This is a genomic window from Ruegeria sp. I1 (genome assembly GCF_056532675.1).
Map to the genome: position 1 here is coordinate 245,688 of NZ_JBQFNM010000004.1, position 15,753 is coordinate 261,440.

At 56.7% G+C, this 15,753-nt stretch carries 17 protein-coding genes; 3 read left to right on the plus strand and 14 right to left on the minus strand.

The annotated features are described in order from the left end of the window. Position 1: 1 nt before the first annotated feature. The 7 genes from ACR0DH_RS09760 to ACR0DH_RS09790 form a co-directional block, all read right to left on the minus strand. Positions 2-730, minus strand: coding sequence for an SDR family oxidoreductase (locus ACR0DH_RS09760; RefSeq protein WP_480548571.1), 729 nt, complete (start codon positions 728-730; stop codon positions 2-4). Beyond that, positions 727-2,259: an ATP-dependent DNA helicase gene (locus tag ACR0DH_RS09765; RefSeq protein WP_480548569.1), complete on the minus strand. Its 1,533-nt coding sequence runs from the start codon at positions 2,257-2,259 to the stop codon at positions 727-729. The genes ACR0DH_RS09760 and ACR0DH_RS09765 overlap by 4 nt, the downstream gene beginning before the upstream one ends. A gap of 61 nt (positions 2,260-2,320) precedes the next feature. Further along, positions 2,321-2,959: an acyl-homoserine-lactone synthase gene (locus ACR0DH_RS09770; RefSeq protein WP_480548567.1), complete on the minus strand. Its 639-nt coding sequence runs from the start codon at positions 2,957-2,959 to the stop codon at positions 2,321-2,323. A gap of 82 nt (positions 2,960-3,041) precedes the next feature. Further along, positions 3,042-3,761, minus strand: a complete 720-nt coding sequence (locus ACR0DH_RS09775) for a helix-turn-helix transcriptional regulator (RefSeq protein WP_480548565.1) — start codon at positions 3,759-3,761, stop codon at positions 3,042-3,044. After that, a complete protein-coding gene (locus tag ACR0DH_RS09780) occupies positions 3,700-3,918 on the minus strand; it encodes a hypothetical protein (RefSeq protein WP_170535599.1) in 219 nt (72 codons plus the stop codon). Before ACR0DH_RS09780 ends, ACR0DH_RS09775 begins: the two co-directional genes overlap by 62 nt. A gap of 207 nt (positions 3,919-4,125) precedes the next feature. Then, complete coding sequence (gene ccrA / locus ACR0DH_RS09785; protein ID WP_480548563.1) at positions 4,126-5,412, minus strand: crotonyl-CoA carboxylase/reductase; 1,287 nt, start codon at positions 5,410-5,412, stop codon at positions 4,126-4,128. Positions 5,413-5,525: 113 nt separating this feature from the next. Beyond that, a complete protein-coding gene (locus tag ACR0DH_RS09790) occupies positions 5,526-6,914 on the minus strand; it encodes a 1-acyl-sn-glycerol-3-phosphate acyltransferase (RefSeq protein WP_480548561.1) in 1,389 nt (462 codons plus the stop codon). A 51-nt stretch (positions 6,915-6,965) separates the two neighbouring features. Here ACR0DH_RS09790 and ACR0DH_RS09795 point away from each other — a divergent pair, with 51 nt between their 5' ends. The 3 genes from ACR0DH_RS09795 to deoD all read left to right on the plus strand — a co-directional run bounded on the left by ACR0DH_RS09795 (position 6,966) and on the right by deoD (position 10,197). Next, positions 6,966-9,026 carry a protein meaA gene (locus ACR0DH_RS09795; protein WP_480881641.1) on the plus strand — a complete coding sequence of 687 codons (2,061 nt, stop codon included), beginning with the start codon at positions 6,966-6,968 and terminating at the stop codon, positions 9,024-9,026. Positions 9,027-9,148: 122 nt separating this feature from the next. Then, positions 9,149-9,466: an H-NS histone family protein gene (locus ACR0DH_RS09800; protein ID WP_480548930.1), complete on the plus strand. Its 318-nt coding sequence runs from the start codon at positions 9,149-9,151 to the stop codon at positions 9,464-9,466. Between the two features lie 17 nt (positions 9,467-9,483). Continuing rightward, complete coding sequence (gene deoD, locus ACR0DH_RS09805) at positions 9,484-10,197, plus strand: purine-nucleoside phosphorylase (RefSeq protein ID WP_480548557.1); 714 nt, start codon at positions 9,484-9,486, stop codon at positions 10,195-10,197. A 271-nt stretch (positions 10,198-10,468) separates the two neighbouring features. Here the strand turns inward: deoD and ACR0DH_RS09810 are convergent, their stop codons facing one another. The 7 genes from ACR0DH_RS09810 to ACR0DH_RS09840 all read right to left on the minus strand — a co-directional run bounded on the left by ACR0DH_RS09810 (position 10,469) and on the right by ACR0DH_RS09840 (position 15,738). Further along, the gene (locus ACR0DH_RS09810; protein ID WP_480548555.1) at positions 10,469-10,612 is read right to left on the minus strand and encodes a hypothetical protein; all 144 of its coding nucleotides are present in this window, start codon (positions 10,610-10,612) and stop codon (positions 10,469-10,471) included. A 130-nt stretch (positions 10,613-10,742) separates the two neighbouring features. Then, complete coding sequence (locus ACR0DH_RS09815; protein ID WP_170535844.1) at positions 10,743-11,522, minus strand: succinate dehydrogenase iron-sulfur subunit; 780 nt, start codon at positions 11,520-11,522, stop codon at positions 10,743-10,745. Between the two features lie 13 nt (positions 11,523-11,535). Further along, positions 11,536-12,162, minus strand: a complete 627-nt coding sequence (locus ACR0DH_RS09820) for a sulfotransferase (RefSeq protein ID WP_480544350.1) — start codon at positions 12,160-12,162, stop codon at positions 11,536-11,538. Positions 12,163-12,261: 99 nt separating this feature from the next. Beyond that, positions 12,262-14,070 (minus strand): succinate dehydrogenase flavoprotein subunit, encoded by a 1,809-nt coding sequence (sdhA, locus tag ACR0DH_RS09825; RefSeq protein ID WP_480548553.1) that lies wholly within the window; start codon positions 14,068-14,070, stop codon positions 12,262-12,264. A 25-nt stretch (positions 14,071-14,095) separates the two neighbouring features. After that, positions 14,096-14,467, minus strand: a complete 372-nt coding sequence (locus ACR0DH_RS09830) for a succinate dehydrogenase, hydrophobic membrane anchor protein (RefSeq protein ID WP_480544352.1) — start codon at positions 14,465-14,467, stop codon at positions 14,096-14,098. 11 nt (positions 14,468-14,478) lie between these two features. Next, positions 14,479-14,862, minus strand: coding sequence for a succinate dehydrogenase, cytochrome b556 subunit (sdhC, locus tag ACR0DH_RS09835; protein WP_480544353.1), 384 nt, complete (start codon positions 14,860-14,862; stop codon positions 14,479-14,481). A gap of 213 nt (positions 14,863-15,075) precedes the next feature. Next, positions 15,076-15,738, minus strand: a complete 663-nt coding sequence (locus ACR0DH_RS09840) for a DUF1194 domain-containing protein (protein ID WP_480544354.1) — start codon at positions 15,736-15,738, stop codon at positions 15,076-15,078. Positions 15,739-15,753 lie beyond the last annotated feature (15 nt).

Here is a 15,753-nt window from a genome sequence, read left to right on the forward strand (position 1 = left end):
CCTAACCCCTTCCGATATAGGGCATGGTGGTGGCCATCACTGTCATGAACTGGACATTCGCCTCAGGCGGCAGGTTGGCCATATGCAGGACCGAACGCGCAGCATCCTGAACATCCATCGTCGGGTCGGGTGTTTCACCGCTGGCAATGGCCGCATCAACCAGACCCTGAACCATCTGCGTGCGGGCATTGCCGATATCGATCTGACCGCAGGCAATGCCGAAACTGCGCCCATCCAGAGACAGGCTGCGGGTCAACCCCGTGATCGCGTGTTTCGTGGCCGAGTAGTGCACCGAGTTCGGACGCGGCACATGAGCGGCGATGGACCCGTTGTTGATGATGCGACCACCCTGCGGGGATTGGTTGCGCATACTCCGAAACGCGGCCCGGGCACTCAGAAACATGCCGTTCACGTTCACATTGACGCTGTGATACCAATCCTCCAGCGCGATTTCATCAATCGTGCCGCCGGGGGCAAAGATGCCCGCATTGTTGAACAGTACATCCAGCCGACCGGTTTGGCCCTCAAACGTCTGAAAAGCGTGATCGACAGCCTTGGGGTCCGTAACATCCGCAACCAGCGGTATCGCATGCGCCTGACCTTCAGCAATTGCGGCCAGTTTGTCAGCACTGCGGGCCAGCAAGCCCACAGTCCAACCTTCGGCCAGAAACAACTCTGCCGTGGCCTGGCCAATGCCCGAACTCGCTCCGGTGACTATGATTGTTTTCATGTCTCTTCCACCTCCAGCGTCAGTGAGGTTGCCGGGATAGCCTTCAGGTCATCAACACGCAAAGGATATGAGGGTTTCGACAACCGGTTTCGGACAACCCAGATCAACCGCTCCTGCGCCCGTGTGATCGCCACATAGGCCAACCGTTTCCAAAGGGGTTGCCCGGCTTCGGTCCGCCCCATCCGGGCCGCTGCATAGATATCTGGGGCAAAGACCTGCACCGTATCCCATTGTGATCCCTGCGCCTTGTGGATTGTCACTGCGGCACCATGCAGAAACGTTGCACCCATGCGAGCCGCATAGGGGATAAAAGGTTCTTCTTCATCCGGTTGTTCGATCTGCACAATCGAGGCGGCACTGACCTGCGGGTCTTCAGCCCCCATCACATGCAGGCGCGAAAAGCCCGGTTTGCGCCCAGGTCCCAGATAGATGACCTGAGCGCCTTTGATCAGACCGCGTGCCTCAAGATCCAGCCGCTTTTTGCGATGTTTCAGTGGCAGCTCAATACCGTCACAAATCAGAGGCTCGCCTTCCAGCAATTCGGTATCCGGCGCCCCATGCACCTGGCGAAAGGCCTGTATCAACCGAATGCGTGTTGCATTGCGCCAGACCAGAACCGGGCTGCGGGCCATCAGGTCGACCTCGACCCTTTGCCCCCATACGACACGGTCGTCGCGGCGGGCGGTGTCTTCGACCATCCGCTCGAAATCTTCAAACCCCATGGCCGGATCGGCCAGCGCGTGGGCCAGATCGAGGATCGGATTGTCGGCATCCTGTCGGTGGACCCGGTGCAATTCCAGCTTGCGCAGCTCGGGCAGCGTTTCAAACACCATGCTGCCGGATTGATTGACAGGAGCCAGCTGCGCCGGGTCGCCAAACATCAGCAAGGTGGGAAAAATCTCTTTCAGGTCTTCGAACTGACGATCATCCAGCATCGAAGCTTCATCAACAAAGCCGATATCCAGCGGCTCATCCCGACGTTTCCAGCCGGTGATGAAATCCGACCCTCGCAACCCAGCTGCAGCCAGTGCACCGGGGATCGACTTGTTGTTTTCGTAAAAGGCGGCTGCGCGGTCCAGCGCCTCATCGGTCAGGCCTTCAATCTCGGGCCGTTCGCCATTTCCGGCCAGCCATTCCGCGATGCGCTCGTACTCCGGATCATAAACGGGTGTATAGAGGATGCGGTGAATGGTGGTGGCGGGCACACCGCGCAAGCGCAGCACACTGGCGGCCTTGTTGGTCGGGGCCAGAATCGCAAGCGTCCGCTTATCCCGGGATTTGCGGCTTTCATAATCGCCCGAGACGATCTGAACACCGCTGTCGGCCAACGCCTTGTAAAGTTCCGCCAGTAGCAGAGTCTTACCCGAACCGGCCTTACCAATCACGGCCATAACGCCAGACTTACCTGCCCCCGGCAGCTTCAGCAAAGCGTCATCTTCCAGGTCCACACCGGCTTGGCGCAGCATCTCGGCGATGCTGTCATAGGCGGCGGCCTGGTCTTCAGAAAAGGTCACGTGCGGCAAAGACATGGCGCGACCCTACAAGGCCGCGCCAGCCATCGCCAGATGCCGAATGGTGTTTTCGCGTTCGTTACGCGGACAAAGCAAACCGATGGTGTTTTCCGGAACCAAACGCCGTTTTGAACCACAGTCTGGACAGCTCTCTTGGAATACCAGCCCGTGCGGCGACACGGTTGCAGTCATCCGCCGAGTAGGGCCACAACCCGACCGAAATCTGATCGCGCCCATTACCTTCGGTTCCCAACACAACCGGTGATGAGCCGATCATCCGGTAGATCCGGATCATGCGGGCATCGAATACACCGGCAATATGGGTCAGGCCGAACCCTTCCATCATCTCGCCACCGCTGAGCATGATGGCTCCGGCGGTATGCGGGCTGGCTGTGCGAGACAGGCAAAACCGCGTGACTTCCCAGATCAGTGGGCTGCAAATCGGTTCCCCCTCGTTCAGATGTCCGAACACTTCGTTGATCATCACCGGCCCGGTGGTTGGAAGCACCCGCATCGAGCCGCCATGGCTGCCATCGGGTTCTTCCCAAATGACATAAAGCGGGTTGAGATCATCGTATTGATCCCGCTCTTCCCCTTTTGCATTGACGTGAACATCCCAACCCAATCGGGTTTTGAACTGATCCGCGCGATCCAGAAACATCCCCTCGGCCAGAGTTGGAAACTTATGCAGCTCGTCGGCATACAGATAACGCAACATGACTTTTCCCCTTGTCGTCCTGTGCAGGAACGAAAGGGGTACAGAGTCGTGGTTAATTATCTGTTCTCAGGGCGTGCGAGGCTTAAACCACTATTAATCCTCGGCTAAGTGCCGTGGCGATCGCATGGGTTGTGTTTTGCGCGCCCAGCTTTGCGCGGGCGCTTTCGATATAAACCCGCAGCGTGTGTTCGGAAATCGATAGGGAATGCGCCACCTGTGCGCGGCTATAACCTAAGGCCAATAGTGTCATCGCGTCGATCTCACGCGGGGACAAGCTGCGTGTCGATTCGGGTTGTCGATCCGTTTCAAACTCCAGTGCCTTGCGGTTGATGAAATGGGCCACCAGAATCAATTCGCGCCCATAAACTGCAATGAAGTTCTGCCAGGTTTTATCGTCACAACTGTGATTGACAGTAAACAGCGCGAACTGCCCATTAGGCCCCCGGATCGGGATCGAATATCCCTGATTACCAACCCCATGTTCCAGCGCGTCCTGCAAGAACGCCTTTGACACTTTCCCAGACCAGTCCAGAGACTTCCAATCAACTGGATGAAATCGTTGGAAACAGCCCAGAATGACAGGGTCGATGCGGTGATAGTTTTTTTCCCGGTACCGTGCGTCCCAGGCATCAGAATAGGTTGTACAGCCGTATTGATCTCCGGCCCCGTCAACCCAATGGTATGTCAGATGTTCGATCTTCAGATGATCGCGTAGTCGAAAGGCAACGACGCTGAGCTCGTCAAGCGTGCTGGTGTTTTCCAAATCCTGCAGGATTTGACTCAAATCGAGTTTTGTTGCCATCCGCCGGCGCCTGTGCCTTATCCTTGATGGACGCGATCTCGGCGGCGGCGATCAGCCGGGTGTCATCCAACTGTTCAGCCAACGCGGTCAACCCATTCGCAACTGCGAACGCGTTGAGGTCCGACAATACGTCCAAAATCCACTCATTCTGCGCCATCAGGGTCTCTCTGAAACAGTTAACGAACAGTTAACACAACCATAACATGCGTGATGTTTTTCAGCCTATTCACTGGTTTCTACTCCCCAAAAGCAGCGAGGGTTGGTTCTGCAACCCCTTGATAGCCTTAAAACTGGTCCGAAAAAGCAAGGCACCCGCGAACCGAGACGGTGATTCGCGGGTGCTGAAAGACGACTTGTGGATGTCTTAACCGCGCGCGTCCAGAACCTCTTCCAACGTGCGCATGCCGGTACGTGGCGCCTGAACAAGGACCGACATGTTACCGGGCTTGTGTTCGTTTCGTAGCATTTTCATATGCGCCTCTGGCAGGTCGTTCCAGGTGAACACCTCGGACATGCAAGGGTCCAGACGACGCTCGACCATCAGCTTGTTCGCGGCCGCCGCCTGTTTCAGATGTGCAAAGTGCGAGCCCTGCAAGCGCTTCTGGTGCATCCACATGTAGCGCACGTCGAAAGTACAGTTGAACCCGGTGGTTCCGGCACAAATCACGACCATACCGCCCTTTTTCACCACGAAGGTCGAGACGGGGAAGGTGCTTTCGCCAGGATGTTCGAACACCATATCGACATTGTTGCCTTTGCCAGTGATGTCCCAGATCGCCTTGCCGAACTTACGGGCCTCTTTGAACCATTGGGCATATTCCGGGGTATTGACCGTGGGCAATTGGCCCCAGCAGTTAAAATCCTTGCGGTTCAGAACGCCCTTGGCACCCAGGCCCATGACAAAGTCACGTTTGCTTTCGTCCGAGATCACGCCGATTGCATTCGCACCTGCGGTATTGATCAACTGGATCGCATACGAGCCCAGACCACCCGATGCGCCCCAAACCAGAACGTTCTGACCGGGTTTCAGATCGTGCGGCTCGTGCCCGAACAGCATCCGATAGGCGGTGGCCAGCGTCAGCGTATAGCATGCAGCTTCTTCCCAAGTCAGATGCTTGGGGCGCGGCATCAGCTGTTGCGCCTGAACACGGGTGAATTGGCTGAACGAGCCGTCAGGCGTTTCATAGCCCCAGATACGCTGGCTGGGCGAATACATCGGATCGCCGCCATTGCATTCCTCGTCGTCGCCATCGTCCTGATTGCAGTGGATAACCACCTCATCGCCGACCTTCCAGCGCTTGACCTTGTCACCCACGGCCCAAACGATACCCGACGCATCCGAACCAGCGATATGGTAGGGAGCCTTGTGGCCATCAAATGGGCTGATCGGCTGGCCCAGAGCAGCCCAGACGCCGTTGTAATTGACGCCCGCCGCCATCACGAGGACCAGAACCTCGTTGCTGTCCAACTCAGGCACATCGACCACTTCCTGCTGCATCGCGGTATTTGGTTCTCCGTGACGCTCTTTGCGGATTGCCCAGGCGTACATCTGCTTGGGCACAAACCCCATCGGAGGGATTTCCCCCATCTCATAGAGGTCCTTTTCGGGTGCCTCGTACGACGCGATACCGCTTTCGGTGTCCAAAGCCATGCTGGCCTCCTTCTCTCAATACCTTTGCCGCGCCGCAGAATCGCGCGCGTCTCAAAATGTGAATATTGACCGTTAGGTAATATTGCAACCGCTTTTGCGCAGATTTTGTAATTTTATGACCCAGCAGATGCAGAAATTTCTTTCGCATCTGCAGTATTTCCAGAAATCACACGCGCCGGAACGGATGCCGCGTAGTAGTTTTGAAGGTCGATGCGCTGATCTGACAGGCTGAAGATACCTTCATCATGGCTCAGGAGTCGACGCTCGACCAGTTGATCCAGTGCATTATCCACTGCCTCGCCATTTTCGGACAGTCGATCGTCATCCGCCTTCATCAACCCTGTAATACGCGCTTTCAAATCTTGCTCGGACATCGGACCATGGTCACGTAGCAGCGCACAGGCAGCCGGTGCGGGGACCACAGGGATCGCAGCGCCAATACGCTGCATGAGTTCGCGGGCCAGATCTGTCATCAGATCACTCCGACCCTCCCCACTGAACTGTTTCAGCGAAATCGGCCTGCCATATCTGACCGAAGCCATGCCAAACCGCTTGTAGCGGCCAATCAAGCGGCGCCAGATCTGTTTCAAAATCCAGCGCGTGATCACCCCGATCCGAGCGTGAAATCGCCGTTCAGACCCCAATGCGGCACGGGTCAGGATCGTATCCTCTAGAACCCGGTCGTAGTTCAGGGCAACGGGCACAAACACCACATCCCGGCCTTCGGGCGAAGTTCCATCGATGATATATTTCAGAAGCCCCAGCTTTGGCCGCCCCAAAGCGCCGGTCAGGCTAAGCCCTCCTTCCGGGAACATGGCTTGTGTCACCCCGGCCTCCGTCGCGTGACGGACATAGCTGGCTAGAACCTGTCGATACAGGTCGCTGCCAGACTTACGACGGATAAAATAAGCCCCCATGGCCCGGATCAAGCGGCTGAGGGGCCAGACCCGCGCCCATTCACCCACCGCATAGGACAGCGCGGATTGCTGTGCGGCCAGATAAGTGACCAGCACATAATCCATATTGCTGCGATGGTTCATGACAAAGACCACTGTCGCTTCTGGATCAATCCTCTTGATCGCTGCTTCGTCCGCATAGCTTAGGCGGACATCGTAGAACGTGTTGCTGAGCAGTCGGGCAAGACGAATGGCGAAGCTGAAATAGATAAAGGTCGAAAAAGAAGGCGCGATCTCGCGCGCGTAACGACGCGCCTGTTCAAAAGCGACCGCTTCGGGGATTCCTTCTTCATGCGCATGCTGTTGAACGGCCTGACCAACCTGTGGGTCATAAATCAGCCGCTGGATCATGTCATGCCGCCGCGCGAGTTTAAACGGCTGGATCGGTCTTTGCAGGCGCTGATTCAACCGGGAAACGGCCCGTTCCAACCGGCGCCGAAAAAACCAGCGCACCGAGGGGAACAGAAAATGCGAGGCAAAGGTGACCATGGCAAAGACCACGATCAACAGAAAAAGCCACAGCGGAAGCTCCACGGTCTGAGTCATGTCAGCACAGTGCCACTAATTGGAGCGGCTCACAATCTGAACAAACTTGAAATGCCGCAACGCAGCGAATTGACATGGCCTGAAAATTGCGCTTTAGAACCCCAAGACGTAATTTTGTTACCCTTCGAGACACGAGGCCCGCCGATGACGCAGACGCAGAAAGACCGCCCTTGGCTGATCCGAACCTATGCCGGTCATTCCACCGCTAAAGCCTCGAACGCGCTGTATCGCGGAAACCTTGCCAAAGGTCAGACCGGCCTGTCGGTGGCCTTCGATCTGCCAACGCAGACCGGCTATGACAGTGACCACACGTTAGCACGGGGCGAGGTCGGCAAGGTGGGCGTGCCGATCTGCCATCTGGGTGACATGCGGGTTCTGTTCGACCAGATTCCGCTGGAACAGATGAACACTTCGATGACGATCAATGCGACAGCCCCTTGGTTGCTGGCCTTATATATTGCGGTGGCCGAGGAACAGGGCGCGGATGTCTCAAAGCTGCAGGGCACAGTTCAGAACGATCTGATCAAGGAATACCTGAGCCGTGGTACATATGTGTGCCCACCCAAACCATCGCTGAAGATGATCGCGGATGTCGCCGAGTATTGCTATACACATGTGCCAAAATGGAACCCGATGAACGTGTGTTCCTATCACCTGCAAGAAGCCGGTGCGACACCTGAACAGGAACTGGCTTATGCACTGGCCACTGCCATCGCAGTGCTAGATGAACTGCGCCCGCGTGTCCCAGCCGAGGACTTCCCAGCGCTGTGTGGACGGATATCGTTCTTTGTGAACGCCGGTATCCGCTTTGTCACCGAGATGTGCAAAATGCGCGCCTTCGTCGATCTTTGGGACGAAATCCTGCAAGACCGTTACGGCGTTGAGAACCCGAAATTCCGCCGATTCCGCTATGGCGTTCAGGTGAACTCGCTGGGATTGACCGAGCAGCAGCCGGAAAACAACGTCTATCGCATTCTGATCGAGATGCTGGCCGTGACCCTGTCGAAAAAGGCCCGCGCCCGTGCGGTGCAATTGCCCGCGTGGAACGAGGCGCTTGGCCTGCCCCGCCCGTGGGATCAGCAATGGTCGATGCGGATGCAGCAAATTCTGGCTTATGAGACCGACTTGCTGGAATATGGCGACCTGTTCGACGGCAACCCGGCGGTGGACGCCAAGGTCGAGGAACTGAAAGAAGGCGCGCGCGCCGAACTGGCCAACCTCGATTCGATGGGGGGTGCCGTAGCCTCGATCGAGTACATGAAATCCCGCCTTGTCGATTCCAACGCCGAACGCCTAAACCGGATCGAGCGCAACGAGACGGTTGTGGTTGGCGTGAACAAGTGGATCGATGGTGAACCCTCGCCCCTGCAAACCGAAGATGGTGGGATCATGGTTGTTGATCCGGCTGTCGAGCAGGAGCAGATCAACCGCCTGAACGATTGGCGCGCTGAGCGCGACGATACAGCGGTTGCCGCCGCCCTGGCCGCGCTGCGCGAGGCTGCGCAGAACGGTACCAATGTGATGGAACCCTCGATTGCGGCAGCAAAGGCGGGTGCCACCACCGGCGAATGGGCCGAAGAAATGCGCAAGGTCTATGGTACCTATCGTGGTCCGACCGGTGTGTCCGGGTCCGTCTCAAACAAAACCGAAGGTTTGGACGACCTGCGCGCCGCCGTGGACGCTGTCAGCGACAAGCTAGGCCGCCGTCTCAAGTTTCTGGTTGGCAAGCCCGGTCTGGACGGCCATTCGAACGGGGCTGAACAAATCGCCTTCCGCGCACGGGATTGTGGTATGGATATCAGCTATGAGGGTATCCGCCTGACCCCCGAAGAGATCGTCACCGCCGCTGCCGAAGATGACGCGCATGTCATCGGCCTGTCTATTCTGTCTGGCAGCCACTTGCCCTTGGTCGAAGACGTCCTGTCCCGCTTGCGTCACGCCGGTCTGGATCACATACCAGTCGTTGTTGGCGGTATTATTCCGGATGAAGATGCGGAAAAGCTCAAAGCCATGGGTGTCGCCAAAGTCTATACCCCCAAGAATTTCGAATTGAATTCGATCATGGGGGATATTGTTGAATTGGTGGATCCGAAAAACCTGGCCGCAGAATAACGGACATTTAATCCAATAAATTCCCCGTTTCTATTCCCAATTCTTTGGGGGTAGGGTATCGCGTTGCGTGAATGCGCACTCGTCTTTGCGTACAGCACCAAAATACTGGACGGAGAATAGCAATGGGGATCAATCTCGAAGAAATGTCACGGAAAGAGCTGTTGTCTTTGCGCGACAACGTCGAAAAAGCGTTGGCCAACGCTGAAAAGCGTGAACGTAAAGAAGCGCTGAAAGCGGCAGAAAAAGCCGCGGCAGAATTTGGCTTCTCGCTGTCTGAATTGTCTGATGACGCACCACGCACCGCTAAAGGCACCAAGGCAAAAGCAAAATATCGCAACCCGGCCGATCCGGCGCAAACCTGGACAGGTCGCGGTCGGAAACCGCAATGGATTCATGATGCGCTGAAATCTGGCGCAGTTATTTCCGATCTGGAAATCTAAGCAAGATAGGTGCCGAAATGACAATTCATATTGGCGCGGAACAAGGCGAAATCGCAGAAACCGTTCTTTTGCCTGGTGATCCGTATCGTGCAAAATGGGCGGCTGAAACGTTTCTGACCGACGTAAAACAAGTCAACAATGTTCGGGGTATGCTGGGCTTTACTGGCAGCTGGAATGGCCATCCGGTAACGATTCAAGGCAGCGGCATGGGCATGCCATCCCTGTCGATCTACGTGAATGAGTTGATCCGGGACTATGGTGCCAAAACGCTGATCCGGATCGGATCATGCGGAGGGATGCAGGACAGCGTTAATATTCGGGACGTTATTCTGGCGATGACGTCAACGACGCTCAGCACGCCATCACGTGGTATCATGAAAGAGCTGAACTTTGCCCCCTGCGCAGATTGGGGCTTGCTGCAGGCGGCGGCCAACGCGGCGAAGGCAAAAGGAACGCCAACCCATGTCGGTGGGATCTACTCGTCGGATGTGTTCTACGATGAACGCCCTGATCTAAACGAGCAGATGGTGCGCCATGGTGTGTTGGGCGTCGAGATGGAAGCCGCTGAGCTGTATATTCTTGCCGCAAGGCACAAATGCCGGGCTCTGGCCGTTCTGACCGTTTCTGATCATCTGCTAACCGGTGAGGCACTGCCCTCATCCGATCGCGAAAGTAGCTTTGGCGATATGGTCGAAATTGCACTTCACGCCGCTTTTCCGGACGCAGGCTAGACCTGAACGGGCAGAGTTCGCTTCTGCCCGATTTCTATTTCCCCGATGTCTGCCGCAAGCATTGCGTTGGGCTATCCACGCTTTCCACCTTCGCGCCACAATAGGCGCAAACCCACAGGCCTTCGTCGCAATGTTGCCGCCATCGGCATTCTCGCGTCAGTGAGGACGTGCGGGAGCGCCATAGAAAGTAGGCAAAAACCCCAGCGGCCAGAAGAAGCAATAGTATGGGCATGAATCTGTTTCGCCCATTCTATCCATCGATGGCAAGCCCTCAGGCTGCGTTTGCGTACTCAAAAAACTCGGGCTCACGCGACTGAACAGTCGACGGCTCGGGCGTGTAGTAGGCCCATGCCTGTTCAAGCATTTCCAATGCTTCCTTGGCGGTCGGTTTTGGGGTTTGTGGTGTTGTTTTCATCGGAGTGATCCTGAGTTGATCCCATCACTCCTCCCTATCGCAAATCTAGGGTGTTTTGCGCCCGTCGACATCGGTTGATTTCGCAACAGGGACATGCGCTTGCCGCAACTCGGCAAGCGCGATTTTTGGGTCAAACCGAACGTTCAACCATCATCTTCTTGATCTGCGCAATTGCCGCCGCCGGGTTCAATCCCTTGGGGCAGGTCTTAGCGCAGTTCATGATCGTGTGGCAGCGGTACAGCTTGAAGGGATCCTCAAGCTCATCCAGACGCTCACCTGTGGCTTCATCGCGGCTGTCGATGATCCAGCGATATGCATGCAGCAATGCTGCGGGGCCAAGATAGCGGTCGCCGTTCCACCAGTAGCTCGGGCACGAGGTCGAGCAGCTGGCGCACATCACACATTCATACAAGCCATCCAGCTTCTTGCGGTCTTCGATCGACTGCTTCCATTCCTTCGCGGGACGGTTGGTTTTGGTTTCCAGCCAAGGCATGATGGATGCGTGCTGAGCGTAGAAATGGGTCAAATCGGGGATCAAGTCCTTAACCACGGGCATATGCGGCAGCGGATAGATTTTCACGTCGCCCTTGATCTCATCCATGCCATAGATACAGGCCAGCGTGTTGATCCCGTCGATATTCATCGCGCAAGAGCCACAGATCCCTTCGCGGCACGACCGGCGGAAGGTCAGGGTCGGATCAATCTCGTTCTTGATCTTGATCAGCGCGTCCAGAATCATCGGACCGCAGGTATCCATATCGACGAAATATGTGTCGACACGCGGGTTCTGGCCGTCATCCGGGTTCCAGCGGTAAATCTGGAACTTGCGCAGGTTTTTCGCGCCCTCCGGTTTGGGCCAGGTCTTGCCGGTTGTCATCCGGGAATTCTTGGGCAGGGTCAGTTGAACCATGTCAATTCTCCATTCAGCCTGTCCGGGCGCGATCAGATGCGCCGCGATTATGATGCCCCCAATGGGCAATGTTCACGTCAAAATCCGGGGATAGCCAGTCGGCAATGGCCTGCGGGGTGTCCCGGTCGATATCAAAGCGCAGAAACCGGGGGTTTCCAGCGAAATACTCCTGCACCTCGACATGGTGCACGTCATACATACGGCGCCAGCCTTGCTTGACGTCGTCAGCGGTCTGGCCGTTTGCCTTGCAGCACCGTTCCAGATATCCGCCATTGCTGTGACGCGCGCGTGAGGCGATCCAATCGTCCACATTGCGCGTGTTCAGCAGGAAATAGGCGTCTGGATATGCGGCGTGCAATTCGCGGAAAAACCGAGTGCCATCCAGCATGAAGCGCGCGTTCACAAAAGAGATATCTGTAAACGCCCGAACAGCACCAAACCCATCCAGCGGTTTGCGGCCCATGGCGATGTTTGTCATCATACGATGCGCCAGCTTATCGCCCCGCTCATCCACCCAATGCACCGACGGAATACCACTGTCCTGAAACAGCCTGTGGAACGAGGTCGTCGCGCAGCGGTTCAAACCGATCAGAATGATTTTCGGATCGGTTTGAACCGAGTGCAGCACCTCGACCGTCATGACCGCCTCCGGGCACTAAACGGTGACAAACGGCCAAAGGTCAGGGCGTTGTCCTTGGGTATGTGGCGTTCGCACACCATTGCCTGATCAATTCACTCCTTAGAAGGTTCGCGCCTTGGGCGCGATTTTCTTGAGGCTGATGCCGCCTTCATCCTCGTTGGTCAGCGGATCGACGATCACCGGGCGATAGCTGAGGTCAACCTTATTGCCATCGACTCGGCTGACCGTATGAACACGCCAGTTTTTGTCATCCCGTTCGCTGAAATCCTCATGGGCGTGAGCGCCACGGGATTCCTTGCGCGCCTCGGCTCCAACGATCGTCGTCAAAGCGTTTGGCATCAGGTTGGTCAGCTCCAGCGTCTCCATCAGGTCGCTGTTCCAGACCAGCGAGCGGTCGGTGACCTGCAGATCGTCCATCTTGGCGGCAATCGCGGTCATCTTTTCGACCCCTTCGGCCATGGTTTTGGCGGTCCGGAAAACAGCCGCGTCAGCCTGCATGGTTTTCTGCATCTCAAGTCGCAGATCAGCGGTCGGGATTGCACCGCTGGCGTTGCGGACCGTGTCGAACCGGTCAAACGCCTTGTCGACCGACGCCTGATTCAGAACCGGGTTCGGAGCCTCGGCATCCACAACCTTACCGGCGCGGATCGCAGAGGCACGACCAAAGACCACAAGGTCGATCAGCGAGTTCGAACCCAGTCTGTTCGCACCATGGACCGAGGCACAACCGGCCTCACCCACGGCCATCAGGCCCGGCACTACGGCAGTCGGGTCTTTAGCGGTTGGGTTAAGAACCTCACCCCAATAGTTGGTCGGAATACCGCCCATGTTGTAATGCACGGTCGGCAGAACCGGGATCGGTTCTTTGGTCACGTCGACACCGGCAAAAATCTTGGCGCTTTCCGAAATGCCCGGCAGACGCTCGGCCAAAGCTTCGGCAGGCAGGTGTGACAGGTTCAAGTGGATGTGATCCCCTTCGCCACCGACCCCACGGCCCTCGCGGATTTCCATGGTCATCGAGCGCGAGACATAGTCCCGCGGTGCCAAATCCTTGTACTGGGGCGCATAGCGCTCCATGAACCGCTCGCCTTCCGAGTTGGTCAGATACCCGCCCTCGCCACGCGCACCTTCGGTGATCAGGCAGCCCGAGCCGTAGATGCCGGTCGGGTGGAACTGCACGAATTCCATGTCCTGCAAGGCGAGACCCGCACGCGCCACCATACCGCCACCGTCACCGGTGCAGGTATGGGCCGAGGTCGCGCTGAAATACGCCCGGCCATAGCCGCCGGTTGCCAGCACCACCATCTTGGCGTTGAAGACATGCATCGTGCCGTCGTCCAACTTCCAGCAGACGACGCCCTGACACTGCCCGTCTTCGGACATGATCAGATCGATGGCGAAATACTCGATGTAGAACTCGGCATTGTTCTTCAGCGACTGACCATAGAGCGTGTGCAGGATCGCGTGGCCGGTCCGGTCCGCAGCGGCACAGGTCCGCTGTACGGCGGGGCCTTCGCCAAACTCGGTCGTGTGGCCACCGAACGGGCGCTGATAAATCTTGCCTTCTTCGGTCCGGCTGAACGGCACGCCGTAATGTTCCAGCTCATATACAGCTTTGGGCGCTTCACGCGCCAGGTATTCCATTGCGTCGGTATCACCCAGCCAGTCCGAGCCCTTGACGGTGTCATACATGTGCCACTGCCAATGGTCCGGGCCCATGTTGGACAGCGACGCGGCGATCCCGCCTTGCGCTGCAACCGTGTGCGAGCGCGTTGGGAAGACTTTGGTTACACAGGCTGTACGCAGGCCTTGCTCTGCCATACCCAGCGTTGCGCGCAGACCGGCTCCGCCGGCTCCGACAACCACGACGTCATATTCGTGGGTTTCATATTCATATGCTGCTGTCATTATCTCTGATCCTTACCGCGCGTCTTCACAGGGCCAGCTTGACGAGGGCAAAAAGCCCCGCAGCCATCAGCGTGTAGCCAAAAGCCCACATCGCAACGAGTGTGATCTTTTCCGCGATCCCGTGCACGTAATCCTCGATGGTTTCTTGCGCCTCATACATAAGCTGTTGCAGGCCAACGACCAATGTCAGGGCGGTGACGATGGCCGGGAAGGGTCGGGCGAAATAGGCCAGAACCTCTTCGTAAGTCCCGCCGATGCCGTAACCAAAAGTGAAGACGAACAAGGGCACCAGAACGGTTAGTATCATCGCGCGAACCATGGTGCGCCAATGGGTTTGCGTTCCGGAGTTCCCAGCGCCCAAGCCTTGCGCGCGTTTGCGATCGGTAAGGTATTGCATCGCGATCCTCCTTACACCAAAGCCATGGTGATGATGGTCAGAACGGTCGCCCCGACAAACATGCCAATGCCCATCTTTTCGGAAACCGAAACATCCAGGCAATAGCCGAAATCCCAAATCACGTGGCGCAGGCGCCCCAACGTGTGGTACCACAGTGCCCAGACCCCACCCGTCAGGATAAGCTGACCAAACCAGCTGCGCAGAAAGCCGTCGATGCCAGCAAATGCGGCCTCAGACGTGGCAGCAGCAAGCAACCACCAAACAACAAGTGCCGCGATTGCGAACGCCGCAAGACCGGACAGTCGAACCATGATCGACGATATCGAGGTCATCTGCGGACGGTAGATCATAATGTGTGGCGAGAGCGGGCGGTTGCCCCGATTGACATCGGCCATGGCGGCTCCTCTTACTTTGGCTACTTGTCGTTTTACCGGTTTTTGGTGGTCTGTCACGTGCTGCACCCGCAAAAACAGGTAAAATTACCGCAAAACGGGTGATTTCTTCAATATGTGATCACGCAAATAAAAGCTGTGATCACAAATTGCATTCAGCACTGCCTATGTTAGCGATTTCAGTAGGAAAGCAATGTGATCACGAATCTGCCTTGCTTATTTCAAGTCGGCGGATTGCTGTGTTACCTCGCGCAGCAGCTTTTTTCGAATACGTTCAGGGTAATCAGCAAACCCGGCGGCAGACACAACAAAAGCACCCTCGCCCACGATGACATTCTCAAAGAAATAGGCAGTCAGATCGGGCTCGGATTCTTCGATGGCAATCGCATTCACGGTTACGCCACGGGCACGAAGCAGGCGATGGATCTGATTAGGCTCGACCCCTTCGTTCGAGACCCCATCGCCAGAAATATCGATCAACAAACGTTTGCAATCGTTCACAGCATCAAAGCTGGCCAGCGTCATCTCTAACGCTTCGCCTATAGCCGTTGAGAAGTTTCGCCAGATGCGCGGATCTTGTGCGACTTTGCTGGCAAACCCATCCAATGCGTCGAAACTGTCGATCCGAGTCCAGGGAATAGTTACCCGCTGACGCGATGCACCGGTCCATTGCACGAGCATCAACCGCGCCTGCCCACGCACCAGTGCTTCGGATACAATCGGGTCGCGCAACCCCGCCGCCAGCCCATCCATCTGGACGCGATATTCATCACTGTCGACCGACCCCGAAACATCGACAGCCAAAGCCAATGCCAAATCGCAAGACCAAGCGGGTGGTGTTAAACACAGGCAAGCGATCAAGGCGCGAAACAGGATCATAGCAGTACCCTAGCA

Coding starts and splice junctions, on each gene's coding strand:
- ACR0DH_RS09765 (WP_480548569.1), bottom strand. CDS start 2,259: ATGTCTTTGCCGCACGTGACCTTTTCTGAAGACCAGGCCGCCGCCTAT.
- sdhC (WP_480544353.1), bottom strand. CDS start 14,862: ATGGCCGATGTCAATCGGGGCAACCGCCCGCTCTCGCCACACATTATG.
- ACR0DH_RS09840 (WP_480544354.1), bottom strand. CDS start 15,738: ATGATCCTGTTTCGCGCCTTGATCGCTTGCCTGTGTTTAACACCACCC.
- ACR0DH_RS09800 (WP_480548930.1), top strand. CDS start 9,149: ATGGGGATCAATCTCGAAGAAATGTCACGGAAAGAGCTGTTGTCTTTG.
- ACR0DH_RS09780 (WP_170535599.1), bottom strand. CDS start 3,918: ATGGCGCAGAATGAGTGGATTTTGGACGTATTGTCGGACCTCAACGCG.
- ACR0DH_RS09815 (WP_170535844.1), bottom strand. CDS start 11,522: ATGGTTCAACTGACCCTGCCCAAGAATTCCCGGATGACAACCGGCAAG.
- ACR0DH_RS09810 (WP_480548555.1), bottom strand. CDS start 10,612: ATGAAAACAACACCACAAACCCCAAAACCGACCGCCAAGGAAGCATTG.
- deoD (WP_480548557.1), top strand. CDS start 9,484: ATGACAATTCATATTGGCGCGGAACAAGGCGAAATCGCAGAAACCGTT.
- ACR0DH_RS09830 (WP_480544352.1), bottom strand. CDS start 14,467: ATGCAATACCTTACCGATCGCAAACGCGCGCAAGGCTTGGGCGCTGGG.
- sdhA (WP_480548553.1), bottom strand. CDS start 14,070: ATGACAGCAGCATATGAATATGAAACCCACGAATATGACGTCGTGGTT.
- ACR0DH_RS09760 (WP_480548571.1), bottom strand. CDS start 730: ATGAAAACAATCATAGTCACCGGAGCGAGTTCGGGCATTGGCCAGGCC.
- ACR0DH_RS09775 (WP_480548565.1), bottom strand. CDS start 3,761: ATGGCAACAAAACTCGATTTGAGTCAAATCCTGCAGGATTTGGAAAAC.
- ACR0DH_RS09770 (WP_480548567.1), bottom strand. CDS start 2,959: ATGTTGCGTTATCTGTATGCCGACGAGCTGCATAAGTTTCCAACTCTG.
- ACR0DH_RS09795 (WP_480881641.1), top strand. CDS start 6,966: ATGCCGCAACGCAGCGAATTGACATGGCCTGAAAATTGCGCTTTAGAA.
- ccrA (WP_480548563.1), bottom strand. CDS start 5,412: ATGGCTTTGGACACCGAAAGCGGTATCGCGTCGTACGAGGCACCCGAA.
- ACR0DH_RS09820 (WP_480544350.1), bottom strand. CDS start 12,162: ATGACGGTCGAGGTGCTGCACTCGGTTCAAACCGATCCGAAAATCATT.
- ACR0DH_RS09790 (WP_480548561.1), bottom strand. CDS start 6,914: ATGACTCAGACCGTGGAGCTTCCGCTGTGGCTTTTTCTGTTGATCGTG.